Here is a 26,704-nt window from a genome sequence, read left to right as displayed (position 1 = left end):
GGGGGTCGCTTAGCCCTATCGCCCCTGTGTTGCACATGAATTTCGTTTCACTGTCGCGTCACGAAGCTCTGTGGCACAGCGGTCCACGACCATGTCTGCCGACCATATCCTTACCTTTGCACAAGATTTATCGGGTGGCGGCGTCGAGCGCGCGCAATTGCGGCTGGCGGCGCAATGGCTGGGCGCGGGGCGGCGGGTAACGCTGGCGATCGGCGACGCCGGCGGCCCGCTCGCCGCCGATCTGCCCGCGGGGCTGGGACTCGAGCCGCTCGGCCATCGCCGCTACGTCGCGCAGCGAAGGCTGGCGGCGATCACGCTGCGGCTGCGCCCCGATCTCATCTTCTGCCCCGGCAATCATTATACCCTGGTGGCCGCGTGGCTGCGCTGGCGGCTCGGCGATGCCTGCCCGCCGATCGTCGCCAAATTGTCCAACGCGATCGATCGCGCCGATCATGGCCGGATCATGGGCGCCGGGCACCGGCTGTGGCTGGCCCAGCACGGCCGCTTCCTCGATCATCTCGTCGCGATGACGCCGGCGACCGCGGCGCTGGCGGCGCGGGCGATGCGGATGGAGCGGCGGACCAGCGTCATCCCCAATCCGCCGGCACCGCGCGCGACGGATGTCGGCACGGGCGGCGCGGCGCTGCCGCCCGGCCGCATCGTGCTCGGCGTCGGCCGGCTGGTGCCGCAGAAGCGCTGGGACCGGCTGATCGCCGCGATCCCGGCGCTGCCCGACGACGTCGGCGTCGTCATCCTCGGCGAGGGCGAGCTGCGCCCCGCCTTGGAGCGGCAGGTCGCCGCGGCGGGGTTTGCCGGGCGCGTCCACCTGCCCGGCCATGTCGGCGACCCGCTGCCGGCGATGGCGGCGGCGGCGGTGCTGGCGCTGCCCTCCGATTACGAGGGCGTGCCGGGGGTGCTGCGCGAGGCGCTGTCGGTGGGAACGCCGGTGGTCGCCACCGCATCGAGCCCGGCGGTGCGCGAGATCGTGGGTGATCCGCGCCTCGGCAGCGTCGTCGCGCCGGAGGATGCCGCCGGCCTCGCCGCCGCGCTCAACCATTGGCTCGTCGCGCCCCGCCCCGCCCCGGTGCCGCAGCCCGGCGGCGATTCGGCGGCGCGCTACCTACGCCTGTTCGACACCCTCGTCTGAGCCGTCGCGCTCGGCCTCACGTTCCGAGCTGCGCTCCAGCGCGGTCTTGATCATCGCGGTCATCGGATCGGCGAGCGCGAGGCCGAGGATGCCGAACAGCGCGCTCGCCATGATCTGCGCGCCCAGCGTCAGCGCCGGCGGCAGGTCGACCGTCTTCTTGGCGACGATCGGCAGCAGCACGTACCCGTCGAACCCCTGGACGATGACATAGGTGCCGACCGCCCAGAAGCCGATGTGCGTGCCCGCCGAGAAGCCGACCGCGATCATCAGCGCACCGCTGATGAACGCGCCGATATTGGGGATGAAGGCGAGCAGCCCGGTGAGGATGCCGAGGATCATCGCCATCGGCACGCCGCCGATCGACAGCGCGATGCCGGTCAATATCCCCTCCGCGAGCATGCCGAGCAGGCGCCCCGCGAGCAGCCGGCGCAGGATCTTGCCCATCCGGTCGAGCACCGTCGCGAATTCGGCGCGATTGCGCCGCGGCACCATCCATTCCAGCCCGCGCTGGTAGGTGCCGGGGTCCATCGCGACGAACAGGCCGATGACGATGATCATGAACATCGTCGTCAGCGCCCCGAACGCGGTGCCGACCCAGGAGGTGATCCGCCCGACCGAACTCAGCGCCTGGCGCGCGATGCCGCTGACGTCGGAGGCACCGGGCATCAGCCCCTGCCCGCTCAGCCAGCGCGCCAGCCGGTTGGCCTGCGTCTCCAGCGTCGCGCGCAATTGCGAGAACTGGTCGGCGACCTGCACGCCGGTGAGGTAGAAGGTGCCGGCGAGGAAGGCGATCGTCAGCAGCACGACGATCAGCAGCCGCCAGCCGCGCCCGATCGGCAGCACCTTGCCGAGCAGCCGCACGCCGCCGTCGAGCAGCGCCGCGAAGACGAGGCCCGCGAAGATGATCAGCAGCGGCTGGACGAGGATCACCGCCAGCGCCATCGCCGCGGCGAGGCCGAGCCAGACCGCCGCGCGCTTCAGCTCGCGCCGGACGAAGGGATCGCGCAGCTCGTTGGGGCTGGGGTCCTGGGTCGCCGGCGTCTCGCTCACGTCATTGTCCCGTGGCTGGGTGGAGGGACAGTCCGGCGCGACCCGACCGCAGCGACCCCCACCAGCTCAGCGGGTTGAGCGTCGCGTCGCCGTCGAGGCTGAAGGTCAGGAATTCGGCACGTCCGCCGAGATTCTCATACGGCACCGGCCCGCCGAGGCCGAGCTGCGCGAGCGGGAAACGGCTGTCCGCCGAGCGGTCGCGATTGTCGCCCATCAGGAAGACGTGATTGGCCGGGATGGTGACCTGCGGATAATTGTCACCGGGGCTGTCGGGTTCGAGGTCGACGGTGTCGTAATGGCGGCCACCGGGCAGCGTCTCGGTGACGAGCGGCAGATGGCAGACATAGCCGCCACCCGCGGCCGGCCGGCGCGCGCCGAAATAGTCGCGGTCGCTGCACGGGCTGTTGGTGTCGACCGGCAGGTCGACGTAATGCAGCGGCCCGCGCGGGATCGGCTTGCCGTTGAGGATCACGACGCCGCCGCGCACCGCCAGCGTGTCGCCGGGCAGGCCGATGACGCGCTTGATATAGTCGTTGCGGGTGCCCGGCGGGGTGACGATGACGACGTCGCCGCGCTGCGGCAGGCTGCCGAACAGCCGGCCGTGGATGAACGGCAGGCCAACGCTCCAGCTCTCCTCGGGCTGGCGCATCACCACGCCCTTGAAGATCGCGACCGGATTGGGGATCGTCGGCGAGACGAACGACCAGCCGTAGGCGAATTTGGACACCACCAGCCGGTCGCCGATGCGCAGGCCGGGCAGCATCGATTCGGACGGGATATAGAATGGCTTGGCGATGAAGCTGTGGAAGCCGAGCACGATCAGGATCAGCCAGAAGATGCCCTTGATCTCGCCCCACCAGTCGGTCTTCTTGCGTGCGGCGGCCGGTGGCGCGGGCGCGGGGACCGCTGCCTCGCTGGGGTTGCTGCCGTCCAACACCGCTTCCTTCATGCCTTGGGGTCCGGGATCGCCTCGATGATCACGAAGGCCTGGGCCCAGGGATGATCGTCGGTCAAAGTCAAATGTATGCGAGCGACGTGGCCCTCGGGGATCATGCCGTCAAGCCGTTCCTTCGCGCCGCCGGTCAGCGCCAGCGTCGGCGCGCCCGAGGGCGCGTTGACGACGCCGATGTCCTTCATGAACACGCCCGCCTTGAACCCGGTCCCGACCGCCTTCGAAAACGCCTCCTTGGCGGCGAAGCGCTTGGCGAGCGTGCCCGCCTTGGTGAACGGCCGCCGCGCGGCGCGTGCGCGCTCGGCGTCGGTGAACACGCGCGCCTCGAACCGCGCGCCGAACCGGTCGAGCGAGGCGGCGATCCGCTCGATATTGCACAGGTCTGAGCCGAGCCCGACGATCATACCCCATTCCTCCCCGGCACGGGGAGGGGGACCGCCGCGCAGCGGTGGTGGAGGGGGGCTTCCGCATACGCTTCCGCCAAAGATAGGGGCGCGCCCATGGAGCCCCCCCTCCACCACCGGCCTGCGGCCGGCGGTCCCCCTCCCCGTGCCGGGGAGGAATAAGGCTCACCCACGGGCGGCATCCATCTCCTCGCGCATCCGGCGCACCGCGTCGCCCAGCCCGACGAAGAGCGCCTCGCCGACGAGGAAATGGCCGATGTTGAGCTCGCGCACCTGCGGGATCGCGGCGATCGGCCCGACATTGTCGAAGGTCAGGCCATGGCCGGCATGCACCTCGATGCCGTTCTTCGCCGCCAGCGCCGCGGCGTCCGACAGCCGGCGCAGCTCGGCGGTGCGCGCCTCGCCGTCCAGCTCGGCATAACGGCCGGTGTGCAGCTCGACCACCGGCGCGCCGAGTCGGATCGCCGCCTCGATCTGGCGCGGATCGGGTTCGATGAACAGCGACACGCGGATCCGTGCCGCGGCCAGCGCGCCGACCAGCGGCGCGAGCCGGTTGTGCTGCCCCGCCGCGTCCAGCCCGCCCTCTGTGGTGAGCTCCTCGCGCTTTTCCGGCACGATGCATGCGGCATGCGGCTGATGGCGCAGCGCGATCGCGAGCATCTCGTCGGTCGCCGCCATTTCGAGGTTGAGCGGGATGGTCAGTTCCGCCGACAGCCGCGCGATATCGTCGTCGGTGATGTGCCGCCGGTCCTCGCGCAGATGTGCGGTGATCCCATCCGCCCCCGCTTCGGCGGCGAGCAGCCCGGCGCGCACCGGATCGGGATAGCCCGCGCCGCGCGCGTTGCGCACCGTCGCGACGTGATCGATATTGACCCCCAGCCGCAGCGTCCGGGTCACGCCGCGCGACTCCCCGGCTTGATCGCGGGGATCGCCGCCAGTTCGGGCGGCAGCGCGTCGGCCGCATAGGTCGGCACGTCGAGGCGGATCAGCGGAAAGAACGGCACGCCGAGATCGACGGTGCCGCCCGAGCGGTCGACCAGCGCGGCGCCGGCGATCACCGTGCCGCCCGCCGCCTCGATCGCCTTGATCGCCTCGCGCGAGCTTAATCCGGTGGTGACGACGTCCTCCATCATCAGCACCTCCTGCCCGGATTCGAGCCGGAAGCCGCGGCGCAGCTCGAACGTGCCGGTCGGCCGCTCGACGAACATCGCCTCGACGCCGAGCGCGCGCGCCATTTCGTGGCCGGCGATGACGCCGCCCATCGCCGGCGCGACGACCGCGGCGATCCGCCCGCGGATCTCGGCGGGGATGCGCGCCGCCAGCGCCTCGGCGAGGCGCGCGCCGCGGCGCGGGTCCATCAGCACGCGCGCGCATTGCAGGTAGCGCGGGCTGCGCAAGCCGGACGAGAGGATGAAATGCCCCTCGAGCAGGGCATCGGCGGCGCGGAATTCGGCCAGCACGTCGTCGTCGGTCATCGGCGGTCCCGGATAAGTCGGTCGGATGCGGTCGCTCATAGGAAGTCGCCGCGCCGCCGCCAAGCGGGCGCAAGCGATAAACATGGGTCAGGTGCTTGAGGCCGGGACGGCGCCCGCGTATAGGCCATGGCAAAAGGGGCGTAGTCATACGCCATAACGGCCCGTTCGCCGGGCAGGCGAGGGAATCTGGACGGGGTGACGAAACGCATGCGCAAGAGGTTCAAGGGGTTAGCACTCGCCGCCGGGGTCGCCCTCGCCGGTCTGAGCGCGGCATCGCAGGCCGCGCCGCAGGGTGCCGCCGCGCCTGCCGGCGTCTCCAACATCGCGCCGACCACCGCCAACGCCACCGCGCCGGCGGCCCCCGCCTCGCCGCTGCTGGCGCAGGACGGCGCACCCGCGACGACGATCGAGCCCGGTATCGGCCATCCCGTCGCCGGTCGCATCGGCATCCAGCCGCAGGTGACGACCAATGGCCAGTTCGCGCACTGGTTCCACGATTCGATTCTGGTGCCGCTGATCGTCGCGATCTGCGTGTTCGTGCTGCTGCTGCTGCTCTGGGTCGTCTTCCGCTTCCGCAAGGCGGCGAACCCGATCCCGTCGAAGACCAGCCACAATACCGCGATCGAGATCGTCTGGACGCTGGCGCCGGTCGTCATCCTGGTGCTGATCGCGGTGCCGTCGATCGGCCTGCTGCAGGCGCAGTTCAAGCCCGCGCCGGCCGGCGCGGTGACGCTGAAGGCGATCGGCAACCAATGGTATTGGAGCTATCAATATCCCGATAACGGCGGCTTCGAAGTCACCGCCAACATGCTCAAGGAAAAGGATCAGGTTGCCAAGGGCGAGCGGTTCCGCACCGATGCCGACGGCCCCCGCCTGCTTGCCGCCGACAATCGCATCGTGCTGCCGGTCGGCGTGCCGATCCGCCTGATCACCACCTCTCAGGACGTGATCCACAGCTGGGCGGTTCCCGCCTTCTGGATCAAGCTCGACGCGGTCCCCGGTCGCCTCAACGAGACGAGCTTCACGATCAAGCAGCCCGGCCTCTATTTCGGCCAGTGTTCGGAACTGTGCGGCGCGCGCCACGCCTTCATGCCGATCGCGGTCGAAGCGGTGCCGCTGGCACAATTCGCCGCCTGGGTCCGCGCCAAGGGCGGCACGATGCCGACCCCGGGCAAGGCCAGCGACAAGGTCATCCCGCAGCCCGGCGCCGAGGGCTCGGCCGCCAAGCAGGCGGAAGGCAATGCCGCCGATGCCGCCACCGGCCCGGTCGAGAACGTGACGACGACCGCCCCCACCTCCAGCCAGGGTGCGACCGGCAATCCGGCCACCGGCAACGCGGGACAGTAAGATGACCGACACCGCCCTCCACCCCTCCGCATTCGTCGCGCACGACGATCACGCGCACAGCGATGCGGACCACAAGCCCGGCTTCTTCGCCCGCTGGTTCATGTCGACCAACCACAAGGACATCGGGACGCTCTACCTGATCTTCGCGATCATCGCGGGGATCATCGGCGGCGCGATCTCGGGGCTGATGCGCGCCGAGCTGGCGCAGCCGGGCATCCAGTATCTCGTCGGCTGGGCGAACTTCCTGCCCGGTGGCGATGGCGGGCTCGATCATGCGCTCCACCTGTGGAACGTGCTGATCACCGCGCACGGCCTCATCATGGTCTTCTTCATGGTGATGCCGGCGATGATCGGCGGCTTCGGCAACTGGTTCGTGCCGATCATGATCGGCGCGCCCGACATGGCCTTCCCGCGGATGAACAACGTCAGCTTCTGGCTGCTCATCCCGGCGTTCACGCTGCTGCTCGCCTCGCCCTTCTTCGGCGGTGCCGGCACCGGCTGGACGGTCTATGCGCCGCTGTCGACCTATGGCGAACCCGGACCGTCGGTGGACATGGCGATCCTGTCGCTCCACCTCGCCGGCGCCTCGTCGATCCTCGGCGCGATCAACTTCATCACCACCATCTTCAACATGCGCGCGCCGGGCATGACGCTGCACAAGATGCCGCTGTTCGTCTGGTCGGTGCTGGTCACCGCCTTCCTGCTGCTGCTCGCGCTGCCGGTGCTCGCCGCGGCGATCACGATGCTGCTCACCGACCGCAATTTCGGCACCACCTTCTTCGATCCGGCCGGCGGCGGCGATCCGATCCTGTACCAGCATCTGTTCTGGTTCTTCGGTCACCCCGAAGTCTACATCATGATCCTGCCGGGCTTCGGCATCGTCAGCCAGATCATCGCGACGTTCAGCCGCAAGCCCGTCTTCGGCTATCTCGGCATGGCCTATGCCATGGTCGCGATCGGCGTCGTCGGCTTCGTCGTCTGGGCGCACCATATGTTCGTCACCGGCCTGTCAGTGAACGTGAAGATGTATTTCACCGCCGCGACGATGGTCATCGCGGTGCCGACCGGCATCAAAATCTTCTCGTGGATCGCGACGATGTGGGGCGGCTCGCTGACCTTCAAGACGCCGATGGTCTGGGCGATCGGCTTCATCTTCATGTTCACGGTCGGCGGCGTCACCGGCGTCGTGCTCGCCAACGGCGGCATCGACGATTACATGCAGGACACCTATTACGTCGTCGCGCACTTCCATTACGTGCTGTCGCTCGGCGCGGTGTTCGGCCTGTTCGCCGGCTTCTATTACTGGTTCCCGAAGATGTTCGGGAAGATGTACAACGAATTCCTCGGCCAGGCGCATTTCTGGGTGTTCTTCGTCGGCGTGAACCTGCTGTTCTTCCCGATGCACTTCCTCGGTCTGCAGGGCATGCCGCGCCGCTATCCGGATTATCCGGACGCCTATGCGACGTGGAACGCGCTGGCGAGCCACGGTTACGAGATCATGGCCGCGGGCATGGTGATCTTCTTCGTCAACGTGATCTATTCGCTGATCGCCGGGCCGAAGGCGCCCGACAATCCCTGGGGCGAGGGCGCGACGACGCTGGAGTGGACCTTGTCCTCGCCGCCGCCTTATCACCAGTTCGAGACGCTGCCGAAGATCGACTGAGGCACCAAGGACCCCGGGGGAAACCCCGGGGTCTTTGTTTGCAGGTGCGCCACAAAAACGCTTCGTTAAGACCGTAACGGCTAGGTTTCCGTCGCATACGCGGCGCTTGCGGGAAGCGCTCCGGCGTATCGGGGTCGGGGATCACATCAGTGCTGGACGAGGACCGGGCGGACGCGGGGGCGTGCGTCGATCTGGACGAGGCGGGCGGCATCGCCCCGCCGCTCAAGGCCGGGGGTGTCATCGCACCCGCGCTGTTGCTCGCCGCCTGCGGTGGCGGCAGCAGCGGCGGCGGCACCGCCAGCGCACCGCCGACGTCGAGCGCACCGGTCGTCGTCGTCCCCGCCGCGATCACCGCGACGCAGGCGAGCCGCTTCCTCGCGCAGGCGAGCATGGGCGGCACCCGCACGATGATCGAGAGCATCGTCGCCCGCCGCTACGAAGGCTGGATCGACGACCAGTTCGCGCTGCCGCGCGCCACCTCGCACTGGGACTGGCTGGTCGCCCGGGGCTATAACGTCGCCGCCAACATCAACAGCGAGACGGGTTTCGACGCCACGCTGTGGCGGCAGATGATCGTCGAGCCCGATCAGCTGCGCCAGCGGATCGGGATGGCGCTGCTCGACTTGCTCGTCGTCGGCATCGGCGGCGTCAATCTCAACTGGAAGCAATTCGCCACCGCCGCCTATGTCGACGTGCTGCTCGACAACGCCTTCGGCAATTACCGCACGCTCCTCGACGCGATCACCACCAATGCGGCGATGGGGTCGTTCCTCACCTTCCTCGGCAACCGCAAGGCGAATGCCAAGACCGGCGCGCAGCCCGACGAGAATTACGCGCGCGAGCTGATGCAACTCTTCACGCTCGGCCTCTACCAGCTCAACATGGACGGCAGCGTCAGGACGAGCGGCGGCGTGCCGCTCGAAACCTACGGCCCGGCCGACGTCTCGGGCCTCGCCCGCGTCTTCACCGGATTGAGCCTCGCGACCACCGACAACACCACCCCCGATCGCTATCGCCAGCCGCTGGTGATGAACGCGTCGCTCAACGAGACCGGCGCGGCGAGCTTCCTCGGCGCCTCGACCAGCGGCGGCGGCATGGCGGCGGTCAAGGTCGCGCTCGACACGATCTTCGCCCACCCGAACCTGCCGCCCTTCGTCTCGAAACAGCTCATCCAGCGGCTCGTCACCAGCAACCCGAGCGCCGGCTATGTCGGCCGCGTCGCCGCGACCTTCGCCAACAACGGATCGGGGGTGCGCGGCGACATGAAGTCGGTGATCAAGGCGATCCTGCTCGATACCGAGGCACGCAGCGACGATGCGCTGGCGAGCACCACCGCCGGCAAGCTGCGCGAGCCGGTGATGCGGCTGACCGGCTGGGCGCGGCTCGCCAAGGTCGACTCGCCATCCAACGCCTGGGCGTTCGGCGACACGTCGAGCCAGTCCAACCGGCTCGGCCAGTCGATGGGACGCAGCCAGACCGTCTTCAACTTCTTCCGCCCCGCCTACACGCCGCCGGCGAGCGCGATCGGCAATGCCGGGCTCGTCGCGCCTGAATTCCAGATCACCAACGAACAAAGCGTCGTCGCCTACGTCAATTACATGCAGTCTCTCGTCGCCAACGGCGCCGGCGACGCCAAGCCCGATTATACCGATCTCGTCGCCAAGGCGGGCGACAGCGCGGCGCTGGTCGACGAGATCAACGTCGTGCTCGCCGCCGGCCAGCTCGGCAGCGCGACCGTCACGGCGATCCGCGCCGCGGTCGACAGTGTCGCGACGACCGCGACCAACGCCGCGATCAACCGCGTCGGCATCGCATTGCTGCTGACGCTCGCCTCTCCCGACTTCCTGACGCTGCGGTGACCATCATGGACTTTACCCGGGATTCCTCGCGCCGCGCCTTTCTCAAACGCTCCGCCGCGCTGGGCGTGGCGGGGGTGGCGACGCCCTTCGTCACCAGCCTCGCCGCGATCGGCGAGGCCGCGGCGGCGACCGCGACCGACTACAAGGCGATGGTCTGCATCTTCCTCTACGGTGGCAACGATTACGCCAACACCGTCGCGGCATACGATCAGGCGAGCTACGCCGCCTATCTCGCCGCGCGGTCGAACATCGCGCTGACCCGCGAATCGCTCGCCGCCACCGTGCTCAACCCGACCGCCGGCCTGCCCGGTGGCCGCCAATATGCACTCGCGCCGACGATGGGGTCGCTGCTGCCGCTGTTCGATCAGGGCAAGCTCGCGGTGACGCTCAACGTCGGTACGCTCGTCCAGCCGACCACCAAGGCGCAATTCCAGCAGAACGCTGTCAAGCTGCCGCCCAAATTGTTCAGCCACAACGACCAGCAGAGCTATTTCCAGGCGTCCAACCCGGAGGGCGCGACCTCGGGCTGGGGCGGGCGGATCGGCGACCTGTTCCAGTCGGGCAATGGCGCGTCGACGCTGACCTGCATCAATGCGAGCGGCAATGCGGTCTACCTCACCGGCAAATCGGCGGTGCAATATGCGATCGGCACCGGCGGCCCGATCGCGCTCAGCGGCGGCACGACGCTCTACGGGTCGAGTACCGCGGCGGCGACGTTGCGCAGCCTGATGACCGGCGGCAGCGCGCATCTGCTCGGCAACGAGCATGCCCGTGTCAGCAAGCGCGCGCTCGATACCTATGCGCAGGTCAGCGGCGCGCTCGCCTCCGCCCCGGCGAGCGGCTTCACGCTGTTCCCGACCGGCAACCAGCTTGCCGACCAGCTCAAGATGGTCGCGCGGCTGATCTCGGTCTCGTCGCAACTGGGTGCCAAGCGACAGGTGTTTTTCGTGTCGATCGGCGGCTTCGACCTGCACGACAATCTCGTCGCGGTGCAGCCGGGGCTGATCGGCAAGGTCGCCGATGCGATGCGCGCCTTCTACGACACCACCGTCGCGCTCGGCGTCGCCGACAAGGTGACGAGCTTCACCGCCTCCGATTTCGGCCGGACGCTCCAGTCGAACGACGACGGCTCGGATCACGGCTGGGGCAGCCATCATCTGGTGATGGGTGGCGCGGTGCGGGGCAGACGCTTCTACGGCATTGCGCCGCAGGTCGGCAACGGCACCCCCGATGACGTCGGTCAGGGCCGGCTGCTGCCGACGATCGCGGTCGACCAATATGCCGCGACGCTGGCGAGCTGGTTCGGAGTCGGCAACGGCGATCTGACGACGGTGTTGCCCAATATGGGTAATTACAATGCGTCGAACTGGAATCTGGGCTTCGTCTAAACCCACCGAATTCCTCCCCCGCCAGGGGGAGGGGGACCGTTCGGCGTCAGCCGAATGGTGGAGGGGGAGGACAAGGCGGGAGCCCGGTTACCGAACGCCCGCCCTGCCCTCCCCCTCCGTCACGCCTTCGGCGCGCCACCTCCCCCTTGCGGGGGAGGACTTGGGGTCACCCCATCAGCACGCCACGATACGCCTCGAAACAGCGTTCGCCACAGCGCAGCCGAATCAGCGCGCCTTCCGCCATCGCGGTCGCGCGGCGCGGATCCTCTTCTACCGCCGGGCGGATCGCCTCGCGGTTCCAATCCTCGCTGTGCTTGATGTCGAGCACCGCATGCAGGTCGAAATAGCGCCGCTCCTTGTCGGAGAAGCCATGCCGGCGCAGCCCCTTGGCCGTCGCCGCCGAGCGATCCGGCGCGGTCAGTTCGATCACGCCGAGTGCGCCAACCGAATGCCACGCATAGCGGCGGCTCGTCGCCATCGCGGTCATCGCATTGGCGAGGCAGAGGCTCTGCCACAGCGTATTTTCGATCACCGGGTTGACCGCCAGCGTCTCGACCAAGGCGTCGAGCATCGGCCCGTGCATGCCCTTGGCATTGCCACGGCCCATCTCGTCCCAATAATTGCGTGCGAGTTCCAGCTTGGGATAGGTCGGCAGCTTGACCTGCGTCATCGCGACGAGATCGTCGAACCCCGCCTCGCCCGCAGCCTCCTGCTCGAAGAACCAACGCAGCTGGTCGAGGTCAGCCGCTTCGGCAAGCCACGGGAACAGCGGATCATGCTGGCCGGGGCCGCTCTGCTTCAGTTCCTCGAACCAGGCGATGAAGCCCTCGACATCGGTCGGCGCGGCGGCGGCTTCCGCGGCCACCTCCTCGCGCAACTCCTCGATGAAGCCCCCTTCGAGCCGCTGCATGCGGACGTCGCGGTCGAGCACGCGCTGCCAGTCGGCGGTGGGGAACGTCGGTTCCAGCCGCTCCCGGTTCCAATGGGCCAGCCCGCGCTGGAAGCTGTCGGTGAGGAATTGTGACGCGCGTAGGTCGGCGTCAACGATGCGGGTAGCCATTCGAATCTCCTAGTGGGCTGGCCAACCGCTTGATCGATCGTTCGTTCCTTGCGCCTTCGAGTCGCTTGACATGGATCAGGACGATCGTGATCCGGCCCCCGCGCCGCTTCCCCAAGCCCCCCGCCGCGCGTATAGCCGATCGATGATGACGGTCGCGACGCCCCTGCTGCCCCCCGCCGACTGGCGCGACTTCCTTGCGCTGACCAAGCCGCGGGTGATGACGCTCGTCGTCTTCACCGGCCTGTGCGGAATGCTCGCGGCGCCGGTCGGCATCCACCCGGTGCTCGGCTTCACCGCGATCCTGTGCATCGCGCTCGGTGCGGGCGCCGCGGGCGCGCTCAACCAATGGTATGAGGCGGATATCGACGCCAAGATGCGGCGGACGCAGAAACGCCCGCTGCCCGATGGCCGGATGGACCGCGAATCGGCGCTGCACTTCGGCGTCGGGCTTGCCGCCTTCTCCGTCATCCTGATGTATTTCGCGGTGAATTTCGCCGCGGCGGCGATCCTGACCGTCTCGATCCTGTTCTACGTCCTCATCTACACTGTCTGGCTCAAGCGCCGCACGCCGCAGAATATCGTCATCGGCGGCGCCGCCGGCGCCTTTCCGCCGCTGATCGGCTGGGCGGCGGCGACGGGCGAGGTGGCGCTGCTGCCGCTGCTGCTGTTCGGCCTCGTCTTCCTGTGGACGCCGCCGCATTTCTGGGCGCTCGCGCTGTTCGTGAAGACCGATTACGCCAATGCCGGCGTGCCGATGCTGCCCGTCGTCGCTGGCGAGCGGGTGACGCGCCGCCAGATCGGCCTCTACACCATCCCGATGGCGCTGGTCGCGGTCCTGCCCTGGCCGCTTGGCCTGACGGGGCCGCTCTATGGCGGCGTCGCCACCGTCACCACCGCGATCTTCGCCGCGCTCGCGCTCGTCGTCGCGACCCGCACCACCCGCCCCGACGATATGATGAAGCCGGAGAAGCGCTTGTTCAGCTATTCGATCCTCTACCTCTTCGTCGTGTTCGGCGCGCTCGTCGTCGACCGCTGGGTGTTCGCATGACCCCCGACGAACAGGATCTGATCCGCCAGCGCCAGCGGTCCCGCGCGCGGGTGATGGCGCTGCTGCTCGGCGCCTTCGTCATCCTGATCTTCGCGATCGCCATCACCAAGATCCGCCAGGGGATGATATGAGCGCGCCGGCGCAGGCCGATAGCGCCGCGACGAAGCGTCAGTTGCGCACCGCGCTGTTCGCGGTGCTCGGCATCTGCTTCATGACCGGCGTCGCCTGGGCGAGCATCCCGCTCTACCGCCTGTTCTGTCAGGTCACCGGCCTCAATGGCACGACGCAACGCGGGCTGGAAGCGCCTGGCGCGGTCAACAAGCTGATCCGCATCGATTTCGACAGCAACGTCGCGCCGGGAATGAAATGGCGCTTCCGTCCCGAGGCGGGGTCGGAAACGGTCAAGATCGGCGCGCGCGACATGGCGTTCTTCACCGCGACCAACACCGACAGCAAGCCGATCACCGGCACCGCGACGTTCAACGTCACCCCCAGCCAGGCGGGCAAATATTTCACTAAGATCCAGTGTTTCTGCTTCACCCAGCAGACGCTGCAGCCCGGCGAGACGCAGCGCATGCCGGTGATCTTCTTCGTCGACCCGAAGATCATGGACGACCCCGATGCGCGCGACGTCGAGACGATCACGCTCTCCTATACGTTTTACCCGGTGGATTCCGCGAAATCCGCGGGCTAAGCGTTCACCCAAGAGGATTAGAGAACAGGGAAACGACCATGGCCGGCGCCAAGAACCACGATTACCATATCCTGCCCCCCAGCATCTGGCCCCTGTTCGGATCGCTGTCGGCGCTGGTGATGGCGTCGGGCGCGATCATGTGGATGCACGGCGGCCACCTCGCCGCCGACAAGGCCAATGGCGGTGGCTGGATCTTCCTCGCCGGTCTCGCGGGCGTGCTGTTCACCATGTACAGCTGGTGGGCCGAGGTGGTGCGCGAGGCGCATCACGGCGATCACACCCCCGTCGTCCAGCTCCATTTCCGTTATGGCATGATCCTGTTCATCGCCTCCGAAGTGATGTTCTTCGTCGGCTGGTTCTGGGCCTTCTTCGACTTCGCGCTGTTCCCGACCGCGATGAGCTTCGTCGACGGCCAGGTCGAACGCGCCGCCGAGGGCGCCGCGGCGATCGCCGCGCAATGGCCGCCCAAGGGGCTGGAGGTCATCAACGCCTTCGAACTGCCGTTGCTCAACACGCTGATCCTGCTCACCAGCGGCACCACCGTCACCTGGGCGCATCACGCGCTGATCCACAACCAGCGAGGTGGCGAGAAGACCGGCCTGTGGGGCATGCTCGGCGTCGGCGACCGCGACGGCGTGCTCAAGGGCCTGTGGCTGACGGTCGCGCTCGGCGTGCTGTTCAGCTCGATCCAGGCGTATGAATACATGCACGCGCCCTTCCCCTTCAAGGGGCTGAACTATGGCGCCGCCTTCTTCATGGCGACCGGTTTCCATGGCTTCCACGTGCTGATCGGCACGATCTTCCTCGCCGTCTGCCTCATCCGCGCCTACAAGGGCGACTTCACGCCGCGCCAGCATTTCGGTTTCGAGGCGGCGGCCTGGTATTGGCATTTCGTCGACGTGGTGTGGCTGTTCCTGTTCGTCACCATCTACGTCTGGGGTGGCTGGGGCGCGCCGGTCCACGGTGGCTGATCGCATGAGGGGCGTCGCCTATGACTGATCCGACGCCCCTGCCGGCGACCGAGGCCATGCCCTCGGTCGTCCAGGCCGGCCTGCGCGGCCTCTGCCCGCGCTGCGGCAAGCCCACTTTGTTCGCCAAGGCGATCAAATTCGCCGATCGCTGTTCGGCCTGCGGGCTCGACTTCACCCAGTTCAACGTCGGCGACGGGCCGGCCGCCTTCCTGACGCTGATCCTCGGCACGATCGTGGTGATCGGCGCGATCATGCTCGAACTGACGCTGCACCCGCCGCTGTGGCTGCACATGCTGATCTGGATCCCGGTGACGCTCGCCGGCGTGATTTGGTCGCTGCGCCTCGCCAAGGGCGCGCTGATGTCCGCCGAATTCCGCAACGCCGCGCGCGAAGGGCGCATCGACCCGCGACCATGAGGCGCGTGCCGCTGATCCCGACCCTCGTCGTCGTGACTGCGGTGGCGGCGATGATCGCGCTGGGCCTGTGGCAATTGCTCGATCGTGCGCCGAAGAAAGAGGCGTATCTCGCGCAGCTTGCCGCCAATCCGGCGAAGCCGCCGATCGCCTTTCCGGCGACGCCCGACGACCGGCTTCTCTTCCGTCGCACGACCGCGACATGCGCCCGCCCGCTCGGGCAACGGCTCGCCGGTGCCGGGGCGGCGGGCTTCCGCCTGATCGCCGATTGCGGCAACGGACTGGTCGTCCAGCTCGGTACGACCCCCGACCCGATGTTCAAGTCGCGCTGGTCCGGCGGCGCGGTGAGCGGCTATATCAGCCACGCCCCCGACGGCCGCTCGCTGATCGGGTCGCTGTTCGACCATAGCCCGCAGCGGCTGCTGCTCGTCGCCGACGCGCCGCCGCTCGGCCTCGCGGCGAACGGCAAGCCGGATCTCTCCTCCGTCCCGAACAACCATCTGTCCTATGCGGTGCAATGGTTCTTCTTCGCCGCGATCGCTGCGGTGATCTACGTGCTGGCGTTGCGGCGGCGGGTCGCTGCTTAATTCCTCCCTCGCGCAGCGGGGGAGGGGGACCGCGGCCGAAGGCCGTGGTGGAGGGGGTGTTTCCACAACCGCGGAGTGCGCCGTATCCTCCCCTCCGTCAGGCCTTGCCTGCCACCTCCCCCTGCCGGGGGAGGACTCAAGCCCCCATAGCCCAATGCCATCGCCCCCAAGCAAACCCGGCGTTGCCCCTCGCGCATCGGCCCGCTACCCAGCCGCGATGCGTTATGTCAGCACCCGCGGCGCCGCGCCCGCGCTCGATTTCCGCGACGTCACCCTCGCCGGGCTGGCCTCCGACGGTGGCCTCTATCTGCCCGAGCGCTGGCCCAGCCTCACCCGCGAGCAGATCGCCGGTTTCGCCAACCTCTCCTATGTCGATACCGCAGTCGCGGTGATGACGCCCTTCGTCGGCGACGCGCTCACGCCCGACGAGCTGAAGGACCTCTGCACCCGCGCCTATGGCCGGTTCAGCCATGCCGCGGTGACACCGCTCGTGCAGCTCGACCACGATCAATGGCTGCTCGAGCTGTTCCACGGCCCGACGCTGGCGTTCAAGGACGTCGCGCTGCAACTCCTCGGCCTGCTGTTCGAGCGGTTCCTGAATGGCAGCGACCGGCATCTCACCGTCGTCGGCGCGACCAGCGGCGATACCGGTTCGGCGGCGATCGACGCGCTCGCCGGCCGCGCCGGGGTCGACGTGTTCATGCTCCATCCCGCCGGCCGGGTGTCGGACGTGCAGCGCCGCCAGATGACGACGGTGCTCGCCCCCAACGTTCACAATATCGCGATCGACGGCGACTTCGACACCGCGCAGGCGCTGGTGAAGCAGATGTTCAACGATCCCGGCTTCTCGGGGACGTTCGCGCTGTCCGCGGTCAATTCGATCAACTGGGCGCGGCTGATGGCGCAGGTGGTCTATTATTTCTACGCCGCGGTCCGCCTCGGCGCGCCCGAGCGCAGCGTCGCCTTTTCGGTGCCGACCGGCAATTTCGGCGACGTCTTCGCCGGCTATGTCGCCGCGCAGATGGGTCTGCCGGTCGCCAAGCTGATCGTCGCGACCAACGTCAACGACATCCTCCATCGCGCCATCTCGGCGGGCGATTACAGCAAGGGAATCGTCCAGCAGACGCCGACGCCGTCGATGGACATCCAGGTCAGCTCGAATTTCGAGCGGCTGCTGTTCGATCTCGGCGCCCGCGACGGCGCCGCGCTCAGCGCCCAGATGCAGGGCTTCGAGTCGTCGGGCGCGATGCGCCTCACTAACGCACAGCATACTGGCGCGGCGCTGTTCGCCAGCGACCGCGTCGACCTCGACGACATGACGCTGGCGATGCGCTGGGCGCACGAACATGCCGGGCAGGTGATCGACCCGCATACCGCGATCGCGCTCGCGGCGGCGCGCCGCCACCCCAGCGACGTGCCGGTGGTGACGCTCGCCACCGCGCATCCCGCCAAGTTTCGCGACGCGGTCGAGCGCGCCACCGGCCAGCGCCCGACCCTGCCCGGCCGGATCGGCGACCTGTTCGAGCGTGAGGAACGGTTCGCCACCCTCCCCGGCACGTTCGACGCGGTCACCGCCTATATTGCCGAACGCGCGGTGCCGAAGCCATGAAGCTCGACACGCTGATCGGCGAGCCCTGGGCGGATTACGGCCTCGTCGATTCGGGCAACGGCCGCAAGCTCGAACGCTACGGTCGCTACCGCTTCATCCGCCCCGAGCCGCAGGCGATGTGGGCGCCCGCGACCGAGAACTGGCGCGCGCAAGGTGAGTTCGTGCCGGCGAGCGACGAGGATGGCGGCGGCCGCTGGGTCTTCGCCGAGTCGGTGCCGCGCGAGGGCTGGCCGCTGAAATGGAACGAGGTGCGCTTCACCGCGCAGCCGACGCCGTTCCGCCACCTCGGCTTCTTCTCCGACATGGCGCCAGTGTGGAGCTGGATGCGCGAACAGGTCGCCGATCTCGACCAGCCCGAATGCCTCAACCTGTTCGGTTATACCGGTGTCGGCACGTTGGCGATGGCGACCGCGGGCGCCAAGATGGTCCATGTCGACGCCTCGAAGAAATCGGTCGAGGCGGCGCGCGGCAATGCCGTCCTGTCCGGCATGACCGAGGCGCCGATCCGCTGGATCGTCGACGATGCGGTCAAGTTCGTCGCGCGCGAGGTGCGTCGCAAGCGGCGCTACGACGGCATCCTGCTCGACCCGCCCAAATACGGCCGCGGGCCGGAGGGCGAATTGTGGCGGCTGGAGGAGGATCTGCCGGGGCTGATCGCCGACTGCCGCAAGCTGATCGACGCCGACAGCCGCTTCCTGTTCCTCACCGTCTATGCGGTGCGCATGTCGGCGCTGGCAATCGGTGAGCTGGTCCGCCAACTCTTCGGCGACCTGCCCGGCAAGGTCGAGGCGGGCGAACTCGGCGTGCGCGAGGAGACACGCGGCCTGACGCTGCCGACCGCGATCTGGGCCCGATGGAGCCGTTGACGCGGCGGTTGGTGCAGCGCAGCAAACAAACGTTACGGAACGCTCGTCGATCAGAAGGCTTTTCTGCCTATATCGGTAGATCAGCACATGGAGGCATGATGATGCGACCCAATGACGATCTCGCCAAAACGACGCATGACGATGCCGAGCCGAATCCGCTGTGGGGCCGGCTGGCGCTGCTGATGTTCGGCCTGACCGTGCTCGCGTTTCTTACCGCGATCGATCGTCCCGAATGGTTTCATTTGAAACCGGCGACCGGCACCGCCGCGGCGATGGTCTATGCTTCGGATCACGGATCGAAGTCGTAACCGTTATTAATCCATGCCGCTCCGGATCGCCGCTGCGGCGATCCACGGCGCGCCGGCGGTCAGCAGCAGGCTAACCGCGGCGAGCAGCTTCACCGCCCCCGCCCCTGCCGCTCCATCGAGCGATCCCGCGCCGAAGATGAGCAGCGGGATCGCCAGCGGCAGCATCACCAGCCCCGCCACTGCGCCACTGCCGCGCAGGCCCGCAACCAGCGCCGCGGTGGCGACGCCGAGCGCGGCCAGCCCCGGCGTGCCGATCAGCAGCCCCAGCTCGATACGCACCAGCGTCGTCGCCGACAGATCGAACAGCCCCGCCGCGACCACCGCCGCCAGCATCAGCGGCGGCGCGAAGCCGAGCCAGTGCGCGACGATCTTGGCGAAGGCGACCAGCGCCAGCGGGACCTCGCGCACCGCATATTGATCGATGACCCCCGCCTCGACGTCGGGTGCCACCAGCCGCTCGACCGGCAGCAGCGCGGCGAGCAGCGCGGCGGCCCATATCACCCCGCCACCGATCCGCGCCAGCAACGCCGTGTCGGGGCCGACGGCGAACGGAAAGAGGATCGCGGTGAGGAGGAAGAAGGCGACCGGCCACAAGGCGCCCCCACCCGCCCAGGCGCGGCGCAGATCGCGCCAGACGATGCCGCCGATCCGCATCAGTGCAGCGTCACGCGAACCGCGCCGGGCAAGGCAACCGGCTGATGCGTTGCGACGATCGCGATCCCGCCGGCGGCGCGATGCGCGGCGATCAGCGTCTCGATCTGCGTCACCCCGTCGGCGTCGAGGCCGTTGGCCGGCTCGTCGAGCAGCCAGATCGGCGCGTCCGCACCTACGACGCGCGCCAGTCCGGCGCGGCGGCGCTGCCCGGTCGACAGCACGCGCACCGGCACCGCGGCGAGATGCGCCAGCCCGACCGCCGCCATCGCCGCCTCGGTTCGCCCGCCGATCCAGAAGGCCAACGCCCGCGCCAGTGGTAATTCGGGATCGAGCGCATGCGATTCGCCGAGCAGCGCCACCGCGCCGTCGCGCGTCACCGCGCCTGCGGCGGGGCACAGCAGTCCGGCGGCGATGCGGATCAGGCTCGATTTGCCGACGCCATTGGGTCCGCTGACCAGCGCCGCGTCGCCCGCGCCGAGCGCGACGCTCACCCCCGCAAACAGCATCCGGCCGCCACGCATGCAGGCGACATCCGCCAGTGCTAGCCCGGTCAATCGACCACCGCGTCTTCCAGCGCATGCATATCGTCGTCGGACAGGCCGAAATGATGGCCGATCTCATGGATGGTGACGTGGCGGACGAGATCGTCGAGCCGCACCCCCGTCTCCACCCATTCGACGAGGATCGCCTGCCGGTACAGATGGATACGGTCGGGCAGCGCGCCCGATTCCATCGACGATTTCTCGCCCAGCGGCCGGCCGTGATAGAGGCCGGTCAGGTCGAGCGGATGCTCGATTCCCAAAGCGGCGAGCGTCTCGGCGTCCGCCTCCTCCTCGACCAGCAGCACGACGTCGCCGAGGTGCGTGGCGAATGCCGCGGGCAGCCGCGCGATCGTGTCGCGGGCGATCCGCTCGATCGCATCGGCACCGGGGGCCGGTCCATTAGCATCTTGCCCGTTCATGCCTGTCGCCATACCGCGTCCCTTTCCCGTCCAGCAAGGAAGACCGCCGATGATCGAGGCCCTTAGCGAAGCCGAACGTGCCGATGCACTCGATGGCCTGCCGGAATGGGATTATGACGAGGCGCGCGACGCGATCACCCGCAGCCTCGTCTTCGCCGATTTCGTCGAGGCGTTCGGCTTCATGACGCAGGTCGCGCTGATGGCGGAAAAGGCCAACCATCATCCCGAATGGCGCAACGTCTACAATCGCGTCGAAATCCTGCTGACCACGCACGATGCCGCCGGCCTGTCGGGCCGCGACATCGAAATGGCCGAGGCGATCGACGCGATCGTCGACGAATAGGCCGACACGCCCGCCCGTTGGTGCTGAGCCTGTCGAAGCAGCTTGAGACTCAGGCCCTTCGACAGGCTCAGGGCGAACGGAGGGATATTTCGCTTTGATCAGCGCAGCGACCGCCGCATCCGCTTGCGCAGCGCGCCGGGGAACCAGCGCGCGGCGAAGCGCAGCCGTTCGGCGGTCTTGCCGACATAGGTGTGCACCGCGTCGCCATGCACCGCCTTCCACGCCGCTTCCGCCACCGCGTCGACCGGGGTCAGTTCGAGCCCCGCGCCGGTCACCGATTCGCGGATCGTCCGGTTGGTGCCGCCGGCGACGCCATCGAGCAGCGGCGTCTCGATGAAGCTCGGCAGCAGGCAGCGCACCTTGATCCCCTCGCGATGCCATTCGCCGTCCAGCGCCTCGCTCAGCCCCCGGACCGCGAACTTGGTCGCCGAATAGGTGGCGAGTCCCGACGAACCATAGATGCCCGACGCCGAGGAAGTGTTGAGCAGCACCGATCCCGGCGTCTTTGCCAGATAGGCATGGCCGATCCGCGCGCCGTTCACCACGCCGGTGAAGTTGATCGCGATCGTCCGGTCGATCTCCTCGAACCGCGCCTCGGCGAGCGGCCCGCCGGTGCCGATCCCGGCATTGTTGAACAGAACGTCGAGCCGCCCGCCGCTCGCCCGGGTGAAGGCGTCGAGGCTCGCGGTCCAGGCGTCGCGGTCGCGGACGTCCATGACATAGCGTTCGACCATGCCGCCGGCGATCAACGCCGCGGTCTCGTCGAGCCCGGCGGTGTTGACGTCGGCGATGCCGACCCGCCAGCCGCGGCTCGCGAACAACCGCGCGACGGCGCGGCCGATGCCCGATCCGCCGCCGGTGATGAAGATCGCGCGTACCTCGCTCATAAGCCTCTCCTGCCGTCCATTCATTGGACTTTGTCACGGGCATCCCGCATCGTTCCGGACGATGCCAGCAGAATCGCTCCGTTTCGACGCCGTCAGCAAACGTTATGGCGAGACGCGGGCGGTCGACGGGGTGTCGCTGACGATCGCCGCGGGCAGCTTCGTCGCGCTGGTCGGCGCATCGGGATCGGGCAAGTCGACGCTGCTCCAGACGATCAACCGGCTGATCGAGCCGAGCGAGGGCCGCGTGCTGCTCGACGGCGAGGATGTCGCCGCCGGTCCCGCCCCGGCGCTGCGCCGGCGGATCGGCTATGTCTTTCAGGGCATCGGCCTGTTCCCGCATATGACCGTCGCCGAAAATATCGGCATCGGCCCGCGCATCGCCGGCCTCCCCGCCACCGACGTCGACGCGCTGCTCGATCTCGTCGCGCTGCCCCGCGCCATCGCAGACCGGCTGCCCGAGGCGCTGTCGGGCGGCCAGCGCCAGCGCGTCGCCATCGCCCGCGCGCTCGCGCCCGGTGCCAAGCTGCTGCTGCTCGACGAGGCGTTCGGCGCGCTCGATCCGGTGACGCGCGACGCGCTCGGCAGCGAGATTCGCGCGCTGCACGACCGGCTAGGTCTCACCACGATCCTCGTCACGCACGACATGGCCGAGGCGCTGCTGCTCGCCGACCGCGTGCTGGTGATGCAGGCGGGGCGGATCGTCGCCGATGCGACGCCCGCCGACCTGCTCCATGGCGATGGCGGCGAAGCGGCGCAGGCGCTGGTCGCGGTGCCGCGCGATCAGGCCGAACGGCTGCGCGGGATCGCGCGGGAGCAAGCGGCGTGAGCGCCTTCCTCGATGCGCTCGGCCGGGTGCCGCCGCTGCTCGCGCAACATGTGCTGCTGTCGGCGGCGGCGCTGCTGCTCGGCATCGCGATCAGCCTGCCGCTCGCCATCGTCGCCGCGCGCCGGCCGCGCACCGGCCGCGTCATCCTCGGCTTCGCCAGCCTCGTCCAGACCGTCCCCAGCCTCGCGCTGCTCGCGCTCTTCTACCCGCTGCTGCTCTGGCTGTCGGCGCTGGTCGGCGGCGGCATCCCGGCATTGGGCTTCCTGCCGTCGCTGATCGCGCTGACGCTCTATGCGCTGCTACCGATCATCCGCAACGGCGTCGCTGGGCTGACCGGAATCGATCCGGCCGTGCGACAGGCGGCCAAAGCGGTCGGCATGACGCCCGCGCAGACGCTGCGGCTGGTCGAGGCGCCTTTGGTCGCGCCGGTGCTGATCGCCGGCATCCGCACCGCCGCGGTGTGGACGATCGGCGCGGCGACGCTGTCGACCACCGTCGGCCAGCCGAGCCTCGGCGACATGATCTTCGCCGGTCTGCAGACGCAGAATTGGGCGCTGGTGCTTGCCGGCTGTTTCGCCGCGGCGGGGCTGGCGCTTGCCGTCGACGCGCTGATCGGCCTGATCGAGCGCGGCATCGCCCATCGACGTCGCGCCGTGTGGCTCGGCGCGACGCTCGCGCTGGTCGCCGGCCTGCTCGCCGCGACCGCGCCGCTCTGGCAGCGCGGCGGCGACAAGGTGGTGACGGTCGGCGCGAAGAATTTTTCCGAACAATATATCCTTGCCCGGCTGATCGGCGACCGGCTGACCCGCGCCGGTTATACCGTCCGCTATCGCGACGGCCTCGGCTCGGCGGTGATCTACGGCGCGCTGACCAGCGGCGATATCGACGTCTATGTCGATTATGCCGGCACGCTGTGGACCGGTGCGATGCGGCGCAGCGACGTCCCCGACCCCAAGGCGATGGCCACCGCGATCGGCCGCTGGACGCAGGCGAGCAGCGGTGTGCGGCTGGTCGGATCGCTCGGCTTCGAGAACGCCTATGCCTTCGCGATGCGCGGCGACGACGCACGGCGCCGCGGCATCGCCAGCCTGTCCGACCTCGTCGGTGCGGCGCCCGCCTTGCGCTTCGGCAGCGATCTCGAGTTCCTCGAACGTCCCGAATGGGCGGCGGTACGCCACGCCTATCCGCTGCGCTTCGCGGCGGCGACGCCCTATGCGCCGACCTTCATGTATCGCGCGCTGGCGAGCGGCGAGGCGGACGTGATCTCCGCTTTCTCGTCGGACGGGCGGATCGCGGCCGACCGGCTGACGGTGCTGACCGACCCGAAACACGCGATCCCGAGTTACGATGCCTTGCTGCTCGTCGCACCGGCACGCGCGGGGGACGCCGCCTTCACCGCCGCGCTGGCGCCGCTGGTCGGGCGTATCCCGGTCGCCGCGATGCGCGAGGCGAATTATCAGGTCGATCGCGACGCCGGCAAGCGCACCCCTGAGCAAGCGGCGGCGTGGCTGGCGCGGCGACTGGGGCTTTAGGTCCTCAGAAGAACAGTTTGCGGAGGCTCAGCCGCACCGTCCGGCCAAGCGGGTCGAGGTAATCGGGCTGGTAGCTGATCGGCGTCACGCCCGCCGCATCGCGAACGGTCTGGCGGGTGTTGAGGATGTTGTCGACCGACAGCGTCACGCGCGCGCCGCGCACCCAGGGATGCGCCTTGACCAGCTTCAGTTGCTGGCCGAGGTCCGCGAACAGCCGCAGATTGGCGGTGGCAAGGCCGGAGAAGCGCAGCGTCTGTGGATTGGCGGACGTCCCGCCGTTGACGCGGGTGCCGGTCGCGTAATCGGCGGACAGGCGCACGCCGATGCCGTTGTTCGAATAGCCGGCCTGCGCCTCGAACTCGTGCCGCGGCTGGCCACCGCTCGATCCGGTCGCATCGCCGTTGAGCAGGTCGAGCAGCGGCCCGCCGTTCGCGACGGTGACGCGCTCGGTGAGATGCCACGTATGGTATAGCGCGAACTGGATACGCCCACCGCCCTGACCGCCACGACCGCCGCCGCCGAAGCCGCGACCACCACCGCCACCGAAGCCGCGCCCGCCGCCGCCGCCGGGCGGTGGACCATCGGCACCGGGCGGCGGCGGGGGCGCGCCATCGGCACCCGGCGATGGTGGCGGCGGCGCACCCTCCGCACCCGGTGACGGCGGAGCGCCGTCGGCGCTGGCCCGCGCGCCGCCGAACCGCCCGCCCCCGCCGGGAAAGCGCATGCCGGCAAAGGGGTTGGGCCCGGTACCCGCACGGAACGCCTCGAGCTCCTTCTGCACCTTCGACTTGATCGGCCTGGAGAAGTTGATCCCCCAGCGGAACTGCTCGCTCACCGCACGCGCGAAATTGATCGGGCGGGCGTCGAGCCGGGTGAGATCGCCCGCCGCGTCGCGGGTGAAGCGATCGGGAAATGCCGCCTCGATCGCCGCGGTCGGCGACGGGAAGGACTGGATCGGGTTGCGCGTGTCCTGCTTGGTGTACGTGCCGATCAGCGTCAGGTCCTTGTCGCTCCAAGGCTTGAGCGTCACGCCGAGCCGGGTGACGCGGCGGCTGCTCGACCGCAGGTCGGGATTGCCGCCGCTGATCGTCGTCACCGTCACCGTCTGGCCGCTGACATAATCGAAGACGCGCGCGTTGGGCGTCTCCACCGTCGGGTTGCCGAGCTGCGTCGCGGTCGGTGCGACATCCTGCTGGTTGATCGATCCGATCACCCGCAGGCTGTCGATCGGCCCCCAGTTCACGCCATAACCATAAGCGGTCAGCGTGCCGAAATCGGAAAGCTGGTTGATCGCGGCATTGCCGTTGACCGACAGGTTGCCGAGCCAGCCGAGCACGGCGCGCGAGCGGCTGGCGATCGGCACGTCGATGTTGACGCGACCGTTGACCGCGTCCCGCGACACGCTGCCGCTGCTGATCCGCTCGCCGAAGGAGGCGCTGGTGAAATCGCTGGTCTGCGCGCCGATCCGGATCGCGGTGGAGACGTCGCCCGCGGGCAGCGTGAACAGCGGACCGTTGGCGAGCGCTTCGAGGTCGCCGGTGTTCGACGTCGAACGCGCACGATTGTCGGGCGTGGTGACGCCGGTCTGCGTGTCGGTGCGGTTTTCCGCGCGGTCGTAGGCGCCGGTCACCGTCCAGAGCCAGCGCGGGCTCAGCCGGCCGTTGAGGCTGGTGCCGAGATGCGCGGTGATACCGTTGCTGCGCTGGGTCAGCGCGTCGCTGATCGGCTGGCCCGACGCATCGAGCTGCCGCCCGAATTGGCCGACGGTCTGCGTCGCGGTCAGCTCGCCGTTCAAGGTGGCGCTGACGTCGCCGATCGGCCGCGCATAGGTGGCGTTGGTGCCGAAGCTGCGGCTGAACGGCTGGAGCGTACGATACGGCCGCTGATCGTAGCCGGGCGTCGCGCCTTCGGTCGTCGCGACGCTGATATCGCGTTCCGCTTCGGTCAGCGCCGAACTCTGCGTGTATTTGCTGTGGATGTTGAGCCGCGAGCCGTTGCGGATCGTCAGCAGGTCGAGATCTCCCTGCGGACTGTTCGTGCCGCCCTCGGTCGGGGCCTTGTCGGCCAGTTCGACCGTGGTCGACCGGAAGCGGCGGCGCAGCACGAAATTCACCACCTTCTGGTCGGCGGTATAGCCGTATTTGAGCGCCACCTCCTCGGGCAGGATGTCGACGCGGAGGATCGCCTCGGTCGGGATGTCGCGGATTTCCTGGAAGCCCGAGATGCGCTTGCCGTCGAGCAGCACCACCGGCGCGCCACCCGCGCCGCTGCGCGTCTGCGGTGCCAGTTCGGTGAGCAGGTCGGAGACGCTGCTGACGCCATAGCTGCGCACGTCGGCCGGGCTGAGCACCTGTTCGGCGGGAATGTCGCCGACCACCGAGCCGGGCGGGCGGCGGCCGGTGACGACGATGTCGCTATCCTCTTCTTCGGTCTCCGCCGCCGGCGTCGTCTGCGCGACGGGCGTGGCCTCCGTTGCGGTCGGCGTGGTGGATTGCGCCGCCGGCGTGGCCGTCGCGGGGGCATCCGCCGCGGTCGGCGCGGCCTGGGGCTGGGTCGGGGCGGCGGTCGGCACAGGCGCCTGCTGCGCGGTCGCCAGCGCCGGCCAGCTCACCGCCATCATCATCACCACCGCGACACGCATACCGAATACCCTTTGAACA

Annotated in this window: 28 protein-coding genes; 17 read left to right on the top strand and 11 right to left on the bottom strand. The window is 68.9% G+C overall.

Going from position 1 to position 26,704, the window contains the following annotated elements; genetic code table 11:
* Nucleotides 1–91 precede the first annotated feature (91 nt).
* Nucleotides 92–1,147 carry a glycosyltransferase gene (locus tag MC45_RS15420; protein WP_038667621.1) on the top strand — a complete coding sequence of 352 codons (1,056 nt, stop codon included), beginning with the start codon at nucleotides 92–94 and terminating at the stop codon, nucleotides 1,145–1,147.
* On the opposite strand, the gene MC45_RS15415 is transcribed toward MC45_RS15420, so the two are convergent.
* The 5 genes from MC45_RS15415 to pyrE form a co-directional block, all read right to left on the bottom strand.
* Nucleotides 1,121–2,197, bottom strand: coding sequence for an AI-2E family transporter (locus MC45_RS15415; RefSeq protein WP_038665033.1), 1,077 nt, complete (start codon nucleotides 2,195–2,197; stop codon nucleotides 1,121–1,123). The two genes, MC45_RS15420 and MC45_RS15415, sit on opposite strands and share 27 nt — an antisense overlap.
* A 1-nt stretch (nucleotide 2,198) precedes the next feature.
* Complete coding sequence (gene lepB / locus MC45_RS15410; RefSeq protein ID WP_038665030.1) at nucleotides 2,199–3,146, bottom strand: signal peptidase I; 948 nt, start codon at nucleotides 3,144–3,146, stop codon at nucleotides 2,199–2,201.
* A complete protein-coding gene (acpS, locus tag MC45_RS15405; protein ID WP_038665027.1) occupies nucleotides 3,143–3,553 on the bottom strand; it encodes a holo-ACP synthase in 411 nt (136 codons plus the stop codon). The genes lepB and acpS overlap by 4 nt, the downstream gene beginning before the upstream one ends.
* Before the next feature lie 165 nt (nucleotides 3,554–3,718).
* The gene (locus tag MC45_RS15400) at nucleotides 3,719–4,450 is read right to left on the bottom strand and encodes a pyridoxine 5'-phosphate synthase (RefSeq protein ID WP_038665024.1); all 732 of its coding nucleotides are present in this window, start codon (nucleotides 4,448–4,450) and stop codon (nucleotides 3,719–3,721) included.
* Nucleotides 4,447–5,028, bottom strand: coding sequence for an orotate phosphoribosyltransferase (gene pyrE, locus MC45_RS15395; protein ID WP_038667618.1), 582 nt, complete (start codon nucleotides 5,026–5,028; stop codon nucleotides 4,447–4,449). Before pyrE ends, MC45_RS15400 begins: the two co-directional genes overlap by 4 nt.
* A 207-nt stretch (nucleotides 5,029–5,235) precedes the next feature.
* Here pyrE and coxB point away from each other — a divergent pair, with 207 nt between their 5' ends.
* The 4 genes from coxB to MC45_RS15375 all read left to right on the top strand — a co-directional run bounded on the left by coxB (nucleotide 5,236) and on the right by MC45_RS15375 (nucleotide 11,285).
* Nucleotides 5,236–6,375, top strand: a complete 1,140-nt coding sequence (coxB, locus tag MC45_RS15390) for a cytochrome c oxidase subunit II (protein ID WP_038667615.1) — start codon at nucleotides 5,236–5,238, stop codon at nucleotides 6,373–6,375.
* 1 nt (nucleotide 6,376) lies between these two features.
* Nucleotides 6,377–8,038, top strand: a complete 1,662-nt coding sequence (ctaD, locus tag MC45_RS15385; protein ID WP_038665022.1) for a cytochrome c oxidase subunit I — start codon at nucleotides 6,377–6,379, stop codon at nucleotides 8,036–8,038.
* 149 nt (nucleotides 8,039–8,187) lie between these two features.
* Complete coding sequence (locus tag MC45_RS15380) at nucleotides 8,188–9,897, top strand: DUF1800 domain-containing protein (RefSeq protein ID WP_245640745.1); 1,710 nt, start codon at nucleotides 8,188–8,190, stop codon at nucleotides 9,895–9,897.
* A 5-nt stretch (nucleotides 9,898–9,902) separates the two neighbouring features.
* Entirely contained in the window at nucleotides 9,903–11,285 is a 1,383-nt protein-coding gene (locus tag MC45_RS15375) for a DUF1501 domain-containing protein (protein ID WP_038665016.1), read from the top strand.
* Nucleotides 11,286–11,451: 166 nt separating this feature from the next.
* Here MC45_RS15375 and MC45_RS15370 read toward each other — a convergent pair whose 3' ends face one another.
* The gene (locus MC45_RS15370) at nucleotides 11,452–12,345 is read right to left on the bottom strand and encodes an iron-containing redox enzyme family protein (protein WP_038665014.1); all 894 of its coding nucleotides are present in this window, start codon (nucleotides 12,343–12,345) and stop codon (nucleotides 11,452–11,454) included.
* A 145-nt stretch (nucleotides 12,346–12,490) separates the two neighbouring features.
* Between MC45_RS15370 and MC45_RS15365 the strand changes: the two genes are divergently transcribed.
* The 9 genes from MC45_RS15365 (at nucleotide 12,491) to MC45_RS19860 (ending at nucleotide 18,841) form a co-directional block, all read left to right on the top strand.
* Nucleotides 12,491–13,393 carry a heme o synthase gene (locus MC45_RS15365; RefSeq protein ID WP_137899795.1) on the top strand — a complete coding sequence of 301 codons (903 nt, stop codon included), beginning with the start codon at nucleotides 12,491–12,493 and terminating at the stop codon, nucleotides 13,391–13,393.
* A complete protein-coding gene (locus MC45_RS19955) occupies nucleotides 13,390–13,524 on the top strand; it encodes a hypothetical protein (protein WP_281177470.1) in 135 nt (44 codons plus the stop codon). Before MC45_RS15365 ends, MC45_RS19955 begins: the two co-directional genes overlap by 4 nt.
* The gene (locus MC45_RS15360) at nucleotides 13,521–14,087 is read left to right on the top strand and encodes a cytochrome c oxidase assembly protein (RefSeq protein ID WP_038665009.1); all 567 of its coding nucleotides are present in this window, start codon (nucleotides 13,521–13,523) and stop codon (nucleotides 14,085–14,087) included. The genes MC45_RS19955 and MC45_RS15360 overlap by 4 nt, the downstream gene beginning before the upstream one ends.
* Nucleotides 14,088–14,125: 38 nt before the next feature.
* Nucleotides 14,126–15,058: a cytochrome c oxidase subunit 3 gene (locus tag MC45_RS15355; RefSeq protein ID WP_038665006.1), complete on the top strand. Its 933-nt coding sequence runs from the start codon at nucleotides 14,126–14,128 to the stop codon at nucleotides 15,056–15,058.
* A gap of 20 nt (nucleotides 15,059–15,078) precedes the next feature.
* Nucleotides 15,079–15,474 (top strand): DUF983 domain-containing protein, encoded by a 396-nt coding sequence (locus MC45_RS15350; RefSeq protein ID WP_038665003.1) that lies wholly within the window; start codon nucleotides 15,079–15,081, stop codon nucleotides 15,472–15,474.
* Nucleotides 15,471–16,058: an SURF1 family cytochrome oxidase biogenesis protein gene (locus tag MC45_RS15345; protein WP_038665000.1), complete on the top strand. Its 588-nt coding sequence runs from the start codon at nucleotides 15,471–15,473 to the stop codon at nucleotides 16,056–16,058. The genes MC45_RS15350 and MC45_RS15345 overlap by 4 nt, the downstream gene beginning before the upstream one ends.
* 217 nt (nucleotides 16,059–16,275) lie before the next feature.
* Entirely contained in the window at nucleotides 16,276–17,667 is a 1,392-nt protein-coding gene (gene thrC, locus MC45_RS15340) for a threonine synthase (RefSeq protein WP_038664997.1), read from the top strand.
* Entirely contained in the window at nucleotides 17,664–18,533 is an 870-nt protein-coding gene (locus tag MC45_RS15335) for a class I SAM-dependent methyltransferase (protein WP_038664994.1), read from the top strand. Before thrC ends, MC45_RS15335 begins: the two co-directional genes overlap by 4 nt.
* The gene (locus tag MC45_RS19860) at nucleotides 18,521–18,841 is read left to right on the top strand and encodes a hypothetical protein (RefSeq protein ID WP_245640744.1); all 321 of its coding nucleotides are present in this window, start codon (nucleotides 18,521–18,523) and stop codon (nucleotides 18,839–18,841) included. The genes MC45_RS15335 and MC45_RS19860 overlap by 13 nt, the downstream gene beginning before the upstream one ends.
* A 6-nt stretch (nucleotides 18,842–18,847) precedes the next feature.
* Here MC45_RS19860 and MC45_RS15325 read toward each other — a convergent pair whose 3' ends face one another.
* Genes MC45_RS15325 through MC45_RS15315 form a run of 3 tightly spaced genes read right to left on the bottom strand, consistent with a single transcriptional unit; the run spans nucleotide 18,848 to nucleotide 20,456 of the window.
* On the bottom strand, nucleotides 18,848–19,495 hold the full coding sequence (locus MC45_RS15325) for a heme exporter protein CcmB (RefSeq protein ID WP_038664992.1): 648 nt from the start codon (nucleotides 19,493–19,495) through the stop codon (nucleotides 18,848–18,850).
* A complete protein-coding gene (gene ccmA, locus MC45_RS15320; RefSeq protein ID WP_038664989.1) occupies nucleotides 19,495–20,049 on the bottom strand; it encodes a heme ABC exporter ATP-binding protein CcmA in 555 nt (184 codons plus the stop codon). Before ccmA ends, MC45_RS15325 begins: the two co-directional genes overlap by 1 nt.
* The gene (locus MC45_RS15315) at nucleotides 20,046–20,456 is read right to left on the bottom strand and encodes a metallopeptidase family protein (protein WP_038664987.1); all 411 of its coding nucleotides are present in this window, start codon (nucleotides 20,454–20,456) and stop codon (nucleotides 20,046–20,048) included. The genes ccmA and MC45_RS15315 overlap by 4 nt, the downstream gene beginning before the upstream one ends.
* 49 nt (nucleotides 20,457–20,505) lie before the next feature.
* Here MC45_RS15315 and MC45_RS15310 point away from each other — a divergent pair, with 49 nt between their 5' ends.
* Complete coding sequence (locus MC45_RS15310) at nucleotides 20,506–20,799, top strand: 4a-hydroxytetrahydrobiopterin dehydratase (protein WP_038664984.1); 294 nt, start codon at nucleotides 20,506–20,508, stop codon at nucleotides 20,797–20,799.
* A 98-nt stretch (nucleotides 20,800–20,897) separates the two neighbouring features.
* Here the strand turns inward: MC45_RS15310 and MC45_RS15305 are convergent, their stop codons facing one another.
* On the bottom strand, nucleotides 20,898–21,686 hold the full coding sequence (locus MC45_RS15305) for an SDR family oxidoreductase (protein WP_038664981.1): 789 nt from the start codon (nucleotides 21,684–21,686) through the stop codon (nucleotides 20,898–20,900).
* Between the two features lie 61 nt (nucleotides 21,687–21,747).
* Here MC45_RS15305 and MC45_RS15300 point away from each other — a divergent pair, with 61 nt between their 5' ends.
* Nucleotides 21,748–22,512 carry an ATP-binding cassette domain-containing protein gene (locus tag MC45_RS15300; RefSeq protein ID WP_038664979.1) on the top strand — a complete coding sequence of 255 codons (765 nt, stop codon included), beginning with the start codon at nucleotides 21,748–21,750 and terminating at the stop codon, nucleotides 22,510–22,512.
* Nucleotides 22,509–24,044 (top strand): ABC transporter permease/substrate-binding protein, encoded by a 1,536-nt coding sequence (locus tag MC45_RS15295; RefSeq protein WP_038664976.1) that lies wholly within the window; start codon nucleotides 22,509–22,511, stop codon nucleotides 24,042–24,044. The genes MC45_RS15300 and MC45_RS15295 overlap by 4 nt, the downstream gene beginning before the upstream one ends.
* A 4-nt stretch (nucleotides 24,045–24,048) precedes the next feature.
* Here MC45_RS15295 and MC45_RS15290 read toward each other — a convergent pair whose 3' ends face one another.
* Nucleotides 24,049–26,685, bottom strand: a complete 2,637-nt coding sequence (locus MC45_RS15290) for a TonB-dependent receptor (RefSeq protein WP_038664974.1) — start codon at nucleotides 26,683–26,685, stop codon at nucleotides 24,049–24,051.
* Nucleotides 26,686–26,704 lie beyond the last annotated feature (19 nt).

This window comes from Sphingomonas taxi (assembly GCF_000764535.1).
GTDB classification, from domain to species: domain Bacteria; phylum Pseudomonadota; class Alphaproteobacteria; order Sphingomonadales; family Sphingomonadaceae; genus Sphingomonas; species Sphingomonas taxi.
Note: the sequence above shows the minus strand (reverse complement) of the source record. Positions and strands in the feature narration are given on the sequence as shown.

Excerpts from the sequence above, each read along its gene's own strand:
- MC45_RS15315 (WP_038664987.1), bottom strand. The coding sequence starts at position 20,456 with ATGAACGGGCAAGATGCTAATGGACCGGCCCCCGGTGCCGATGCGATC.
- MC45_RS15290 (WP_038664974.1), bottom strand. The coding sequence starts at position 26,685 with ATGCGTGTCGCGGTGGTGATGATGATGGCGGTGAGCTGGCCGGCGCTG.
- MC45_RS15360 (WP_038665009.1), top strand. The coding sequence starts at position 13,521 with ATGAGCGCGCCGGCGCAGGCCGATAGCGCCGCGACGAAGCGTCAGTTG.
- MC45_RS15345 (WP_038665000.1), top strand. The coding sequence starts at position 15,471 with ATGAGGCGCGTGCCGCTGATCCCGACCCTCGTCGTCGTGACTGCGGTG.
- MC45_RS15355 (WP_038665006.1), top strand. The coding sequence starts at position 14,126 with ATGGCCGGCGCCAAGAACCACGATTACCATATCCTGCCCCCCAGCATC.
- MC45_RS15375 (WP_038665016.1), top strand. The coding sequence starts at position 9,903 with ATGGACTTTACCCGGGATTCCTCGCGCCGCGCCTTTCTCAAACGCTCC.
- coxB (WP_038667615.1), top strand. The coding sequence starts at position 5,236 with ATGCGCAAGAGGTTCAAGGGGTTAGCACTCGCCGCCGGGGTCGCCCTC.
- MC45_RS15305 (WP_038664981.1), bottom strand. The coding sequence starts at position 21,686 with ATGAGCGAGGTACGCGCGATCTTCATCACCGGCGGCGGATCGGGCATC.
- MC45_RS15335 (WP_038664994.1), top strand. The coding sequence starts at position 17,664 with ATGAAGCTCGACACGCTGATCGGCGAGCCCTGGGCGGATTACGGCCTC.
- MC45_RS15310 (WP_038664984.1), top strand. The coding sequence starts at position 20,506 with ATGATCGAGGCCCTTAGCGAAGCCGAACGTGCCGATGCACTCGATGGC.
- lepB (WP_038665030.1), bottom strand. The coding sequence starts at position 3,146 with ATGAAGGAAGCGGTGTTGGACGGCAGCAACCCCAGCGAGGCAGCGGTC.
- pyrE (WP_038667618.1), bottom strand. The coding sequence starts at position 5,028 with ATGACCGACGACGACGTGCTGGCCGAATTCCGCGCCGCCGATGCCCTG.
- thrC (WP_038664997.1), top strand. The coding sequence starts at position 16,276 with ATGCGTTATGTCAGCACCCGCGGCGCCGCGCCCGCGCTCGATTTCCGC.
- ctaD (WP_038665022.1), top strand. The coding sequence starts at position 6,377 with ATGACCGACACCGCCCTCCACCCCTCCGCATTCGTCGCGCACGACGAT.
- MC45_RS15365 (WP_137899795.1), top strand. The coding sequence starts at position 12,491 with ATGACGGTCGCGACGCCCCTGCTGCCCCCCGCCGACTGGCGCGACTTC.
- MC45_RS15300 (WP_038664979.1), top strand. The coding sequence starts at position 21,748 with ATGCCAGCAGAATCGCTCCGTTTCGACGCCGTCAGCAAACGTTATGGC.
- MC45_RS15325 (WP_038664992.1), bottom strand. The coding sequence starts at position 19,495 with ATGCGGATCGGCGGCATCGTCTGGCGCGATCTGCGCCGCGCCTGGGCG.
- MC45_RS19860 (WP_245640744.1), top strand. The coding sequence starts at position 18,521 with ATGGAGCCGTTGACGCGGCGGTTGGTGCAGCGCAGCAAACAAACGTTA.
- MC45_RS15350 (WP_038665003.1), top strand. The coding sequence starts at position 15,079 with ATGACTGATCCGACGCCCCTGCCGGCGACCGAGGCCATGCCCTCGGTC.
- acpS (WP_038665027.1), bottom strand. The coding sequence starts at position 3,553 with ATGATCGTCGGGCTCGGCTCAGACCTGTGCAATATCGAGCGGATCGCC.
- MC45_RS15370 (WP_038665014.1), bottom strand. The coding sequence starts at position 12,345 with ATGGCTACCCGCATCGTTGACGCCGACCTACGCGCGTCACAATTCCTC.
- MC45_RS15420 (WP_038667621.1), top strand. The coding sequence starts at position 92 with ATGTCTGCCGACCATATCCTTACCTTTGCACAAGATTTATCGGGTGGC.
- MC45_RS19955 (WP_281177470.1), top strand. The coding sequence starts at position 13,390 with ATGACCCCCGACGAACAGGATCTGATCCGCCAGCGCCAGCGGTCCCGC.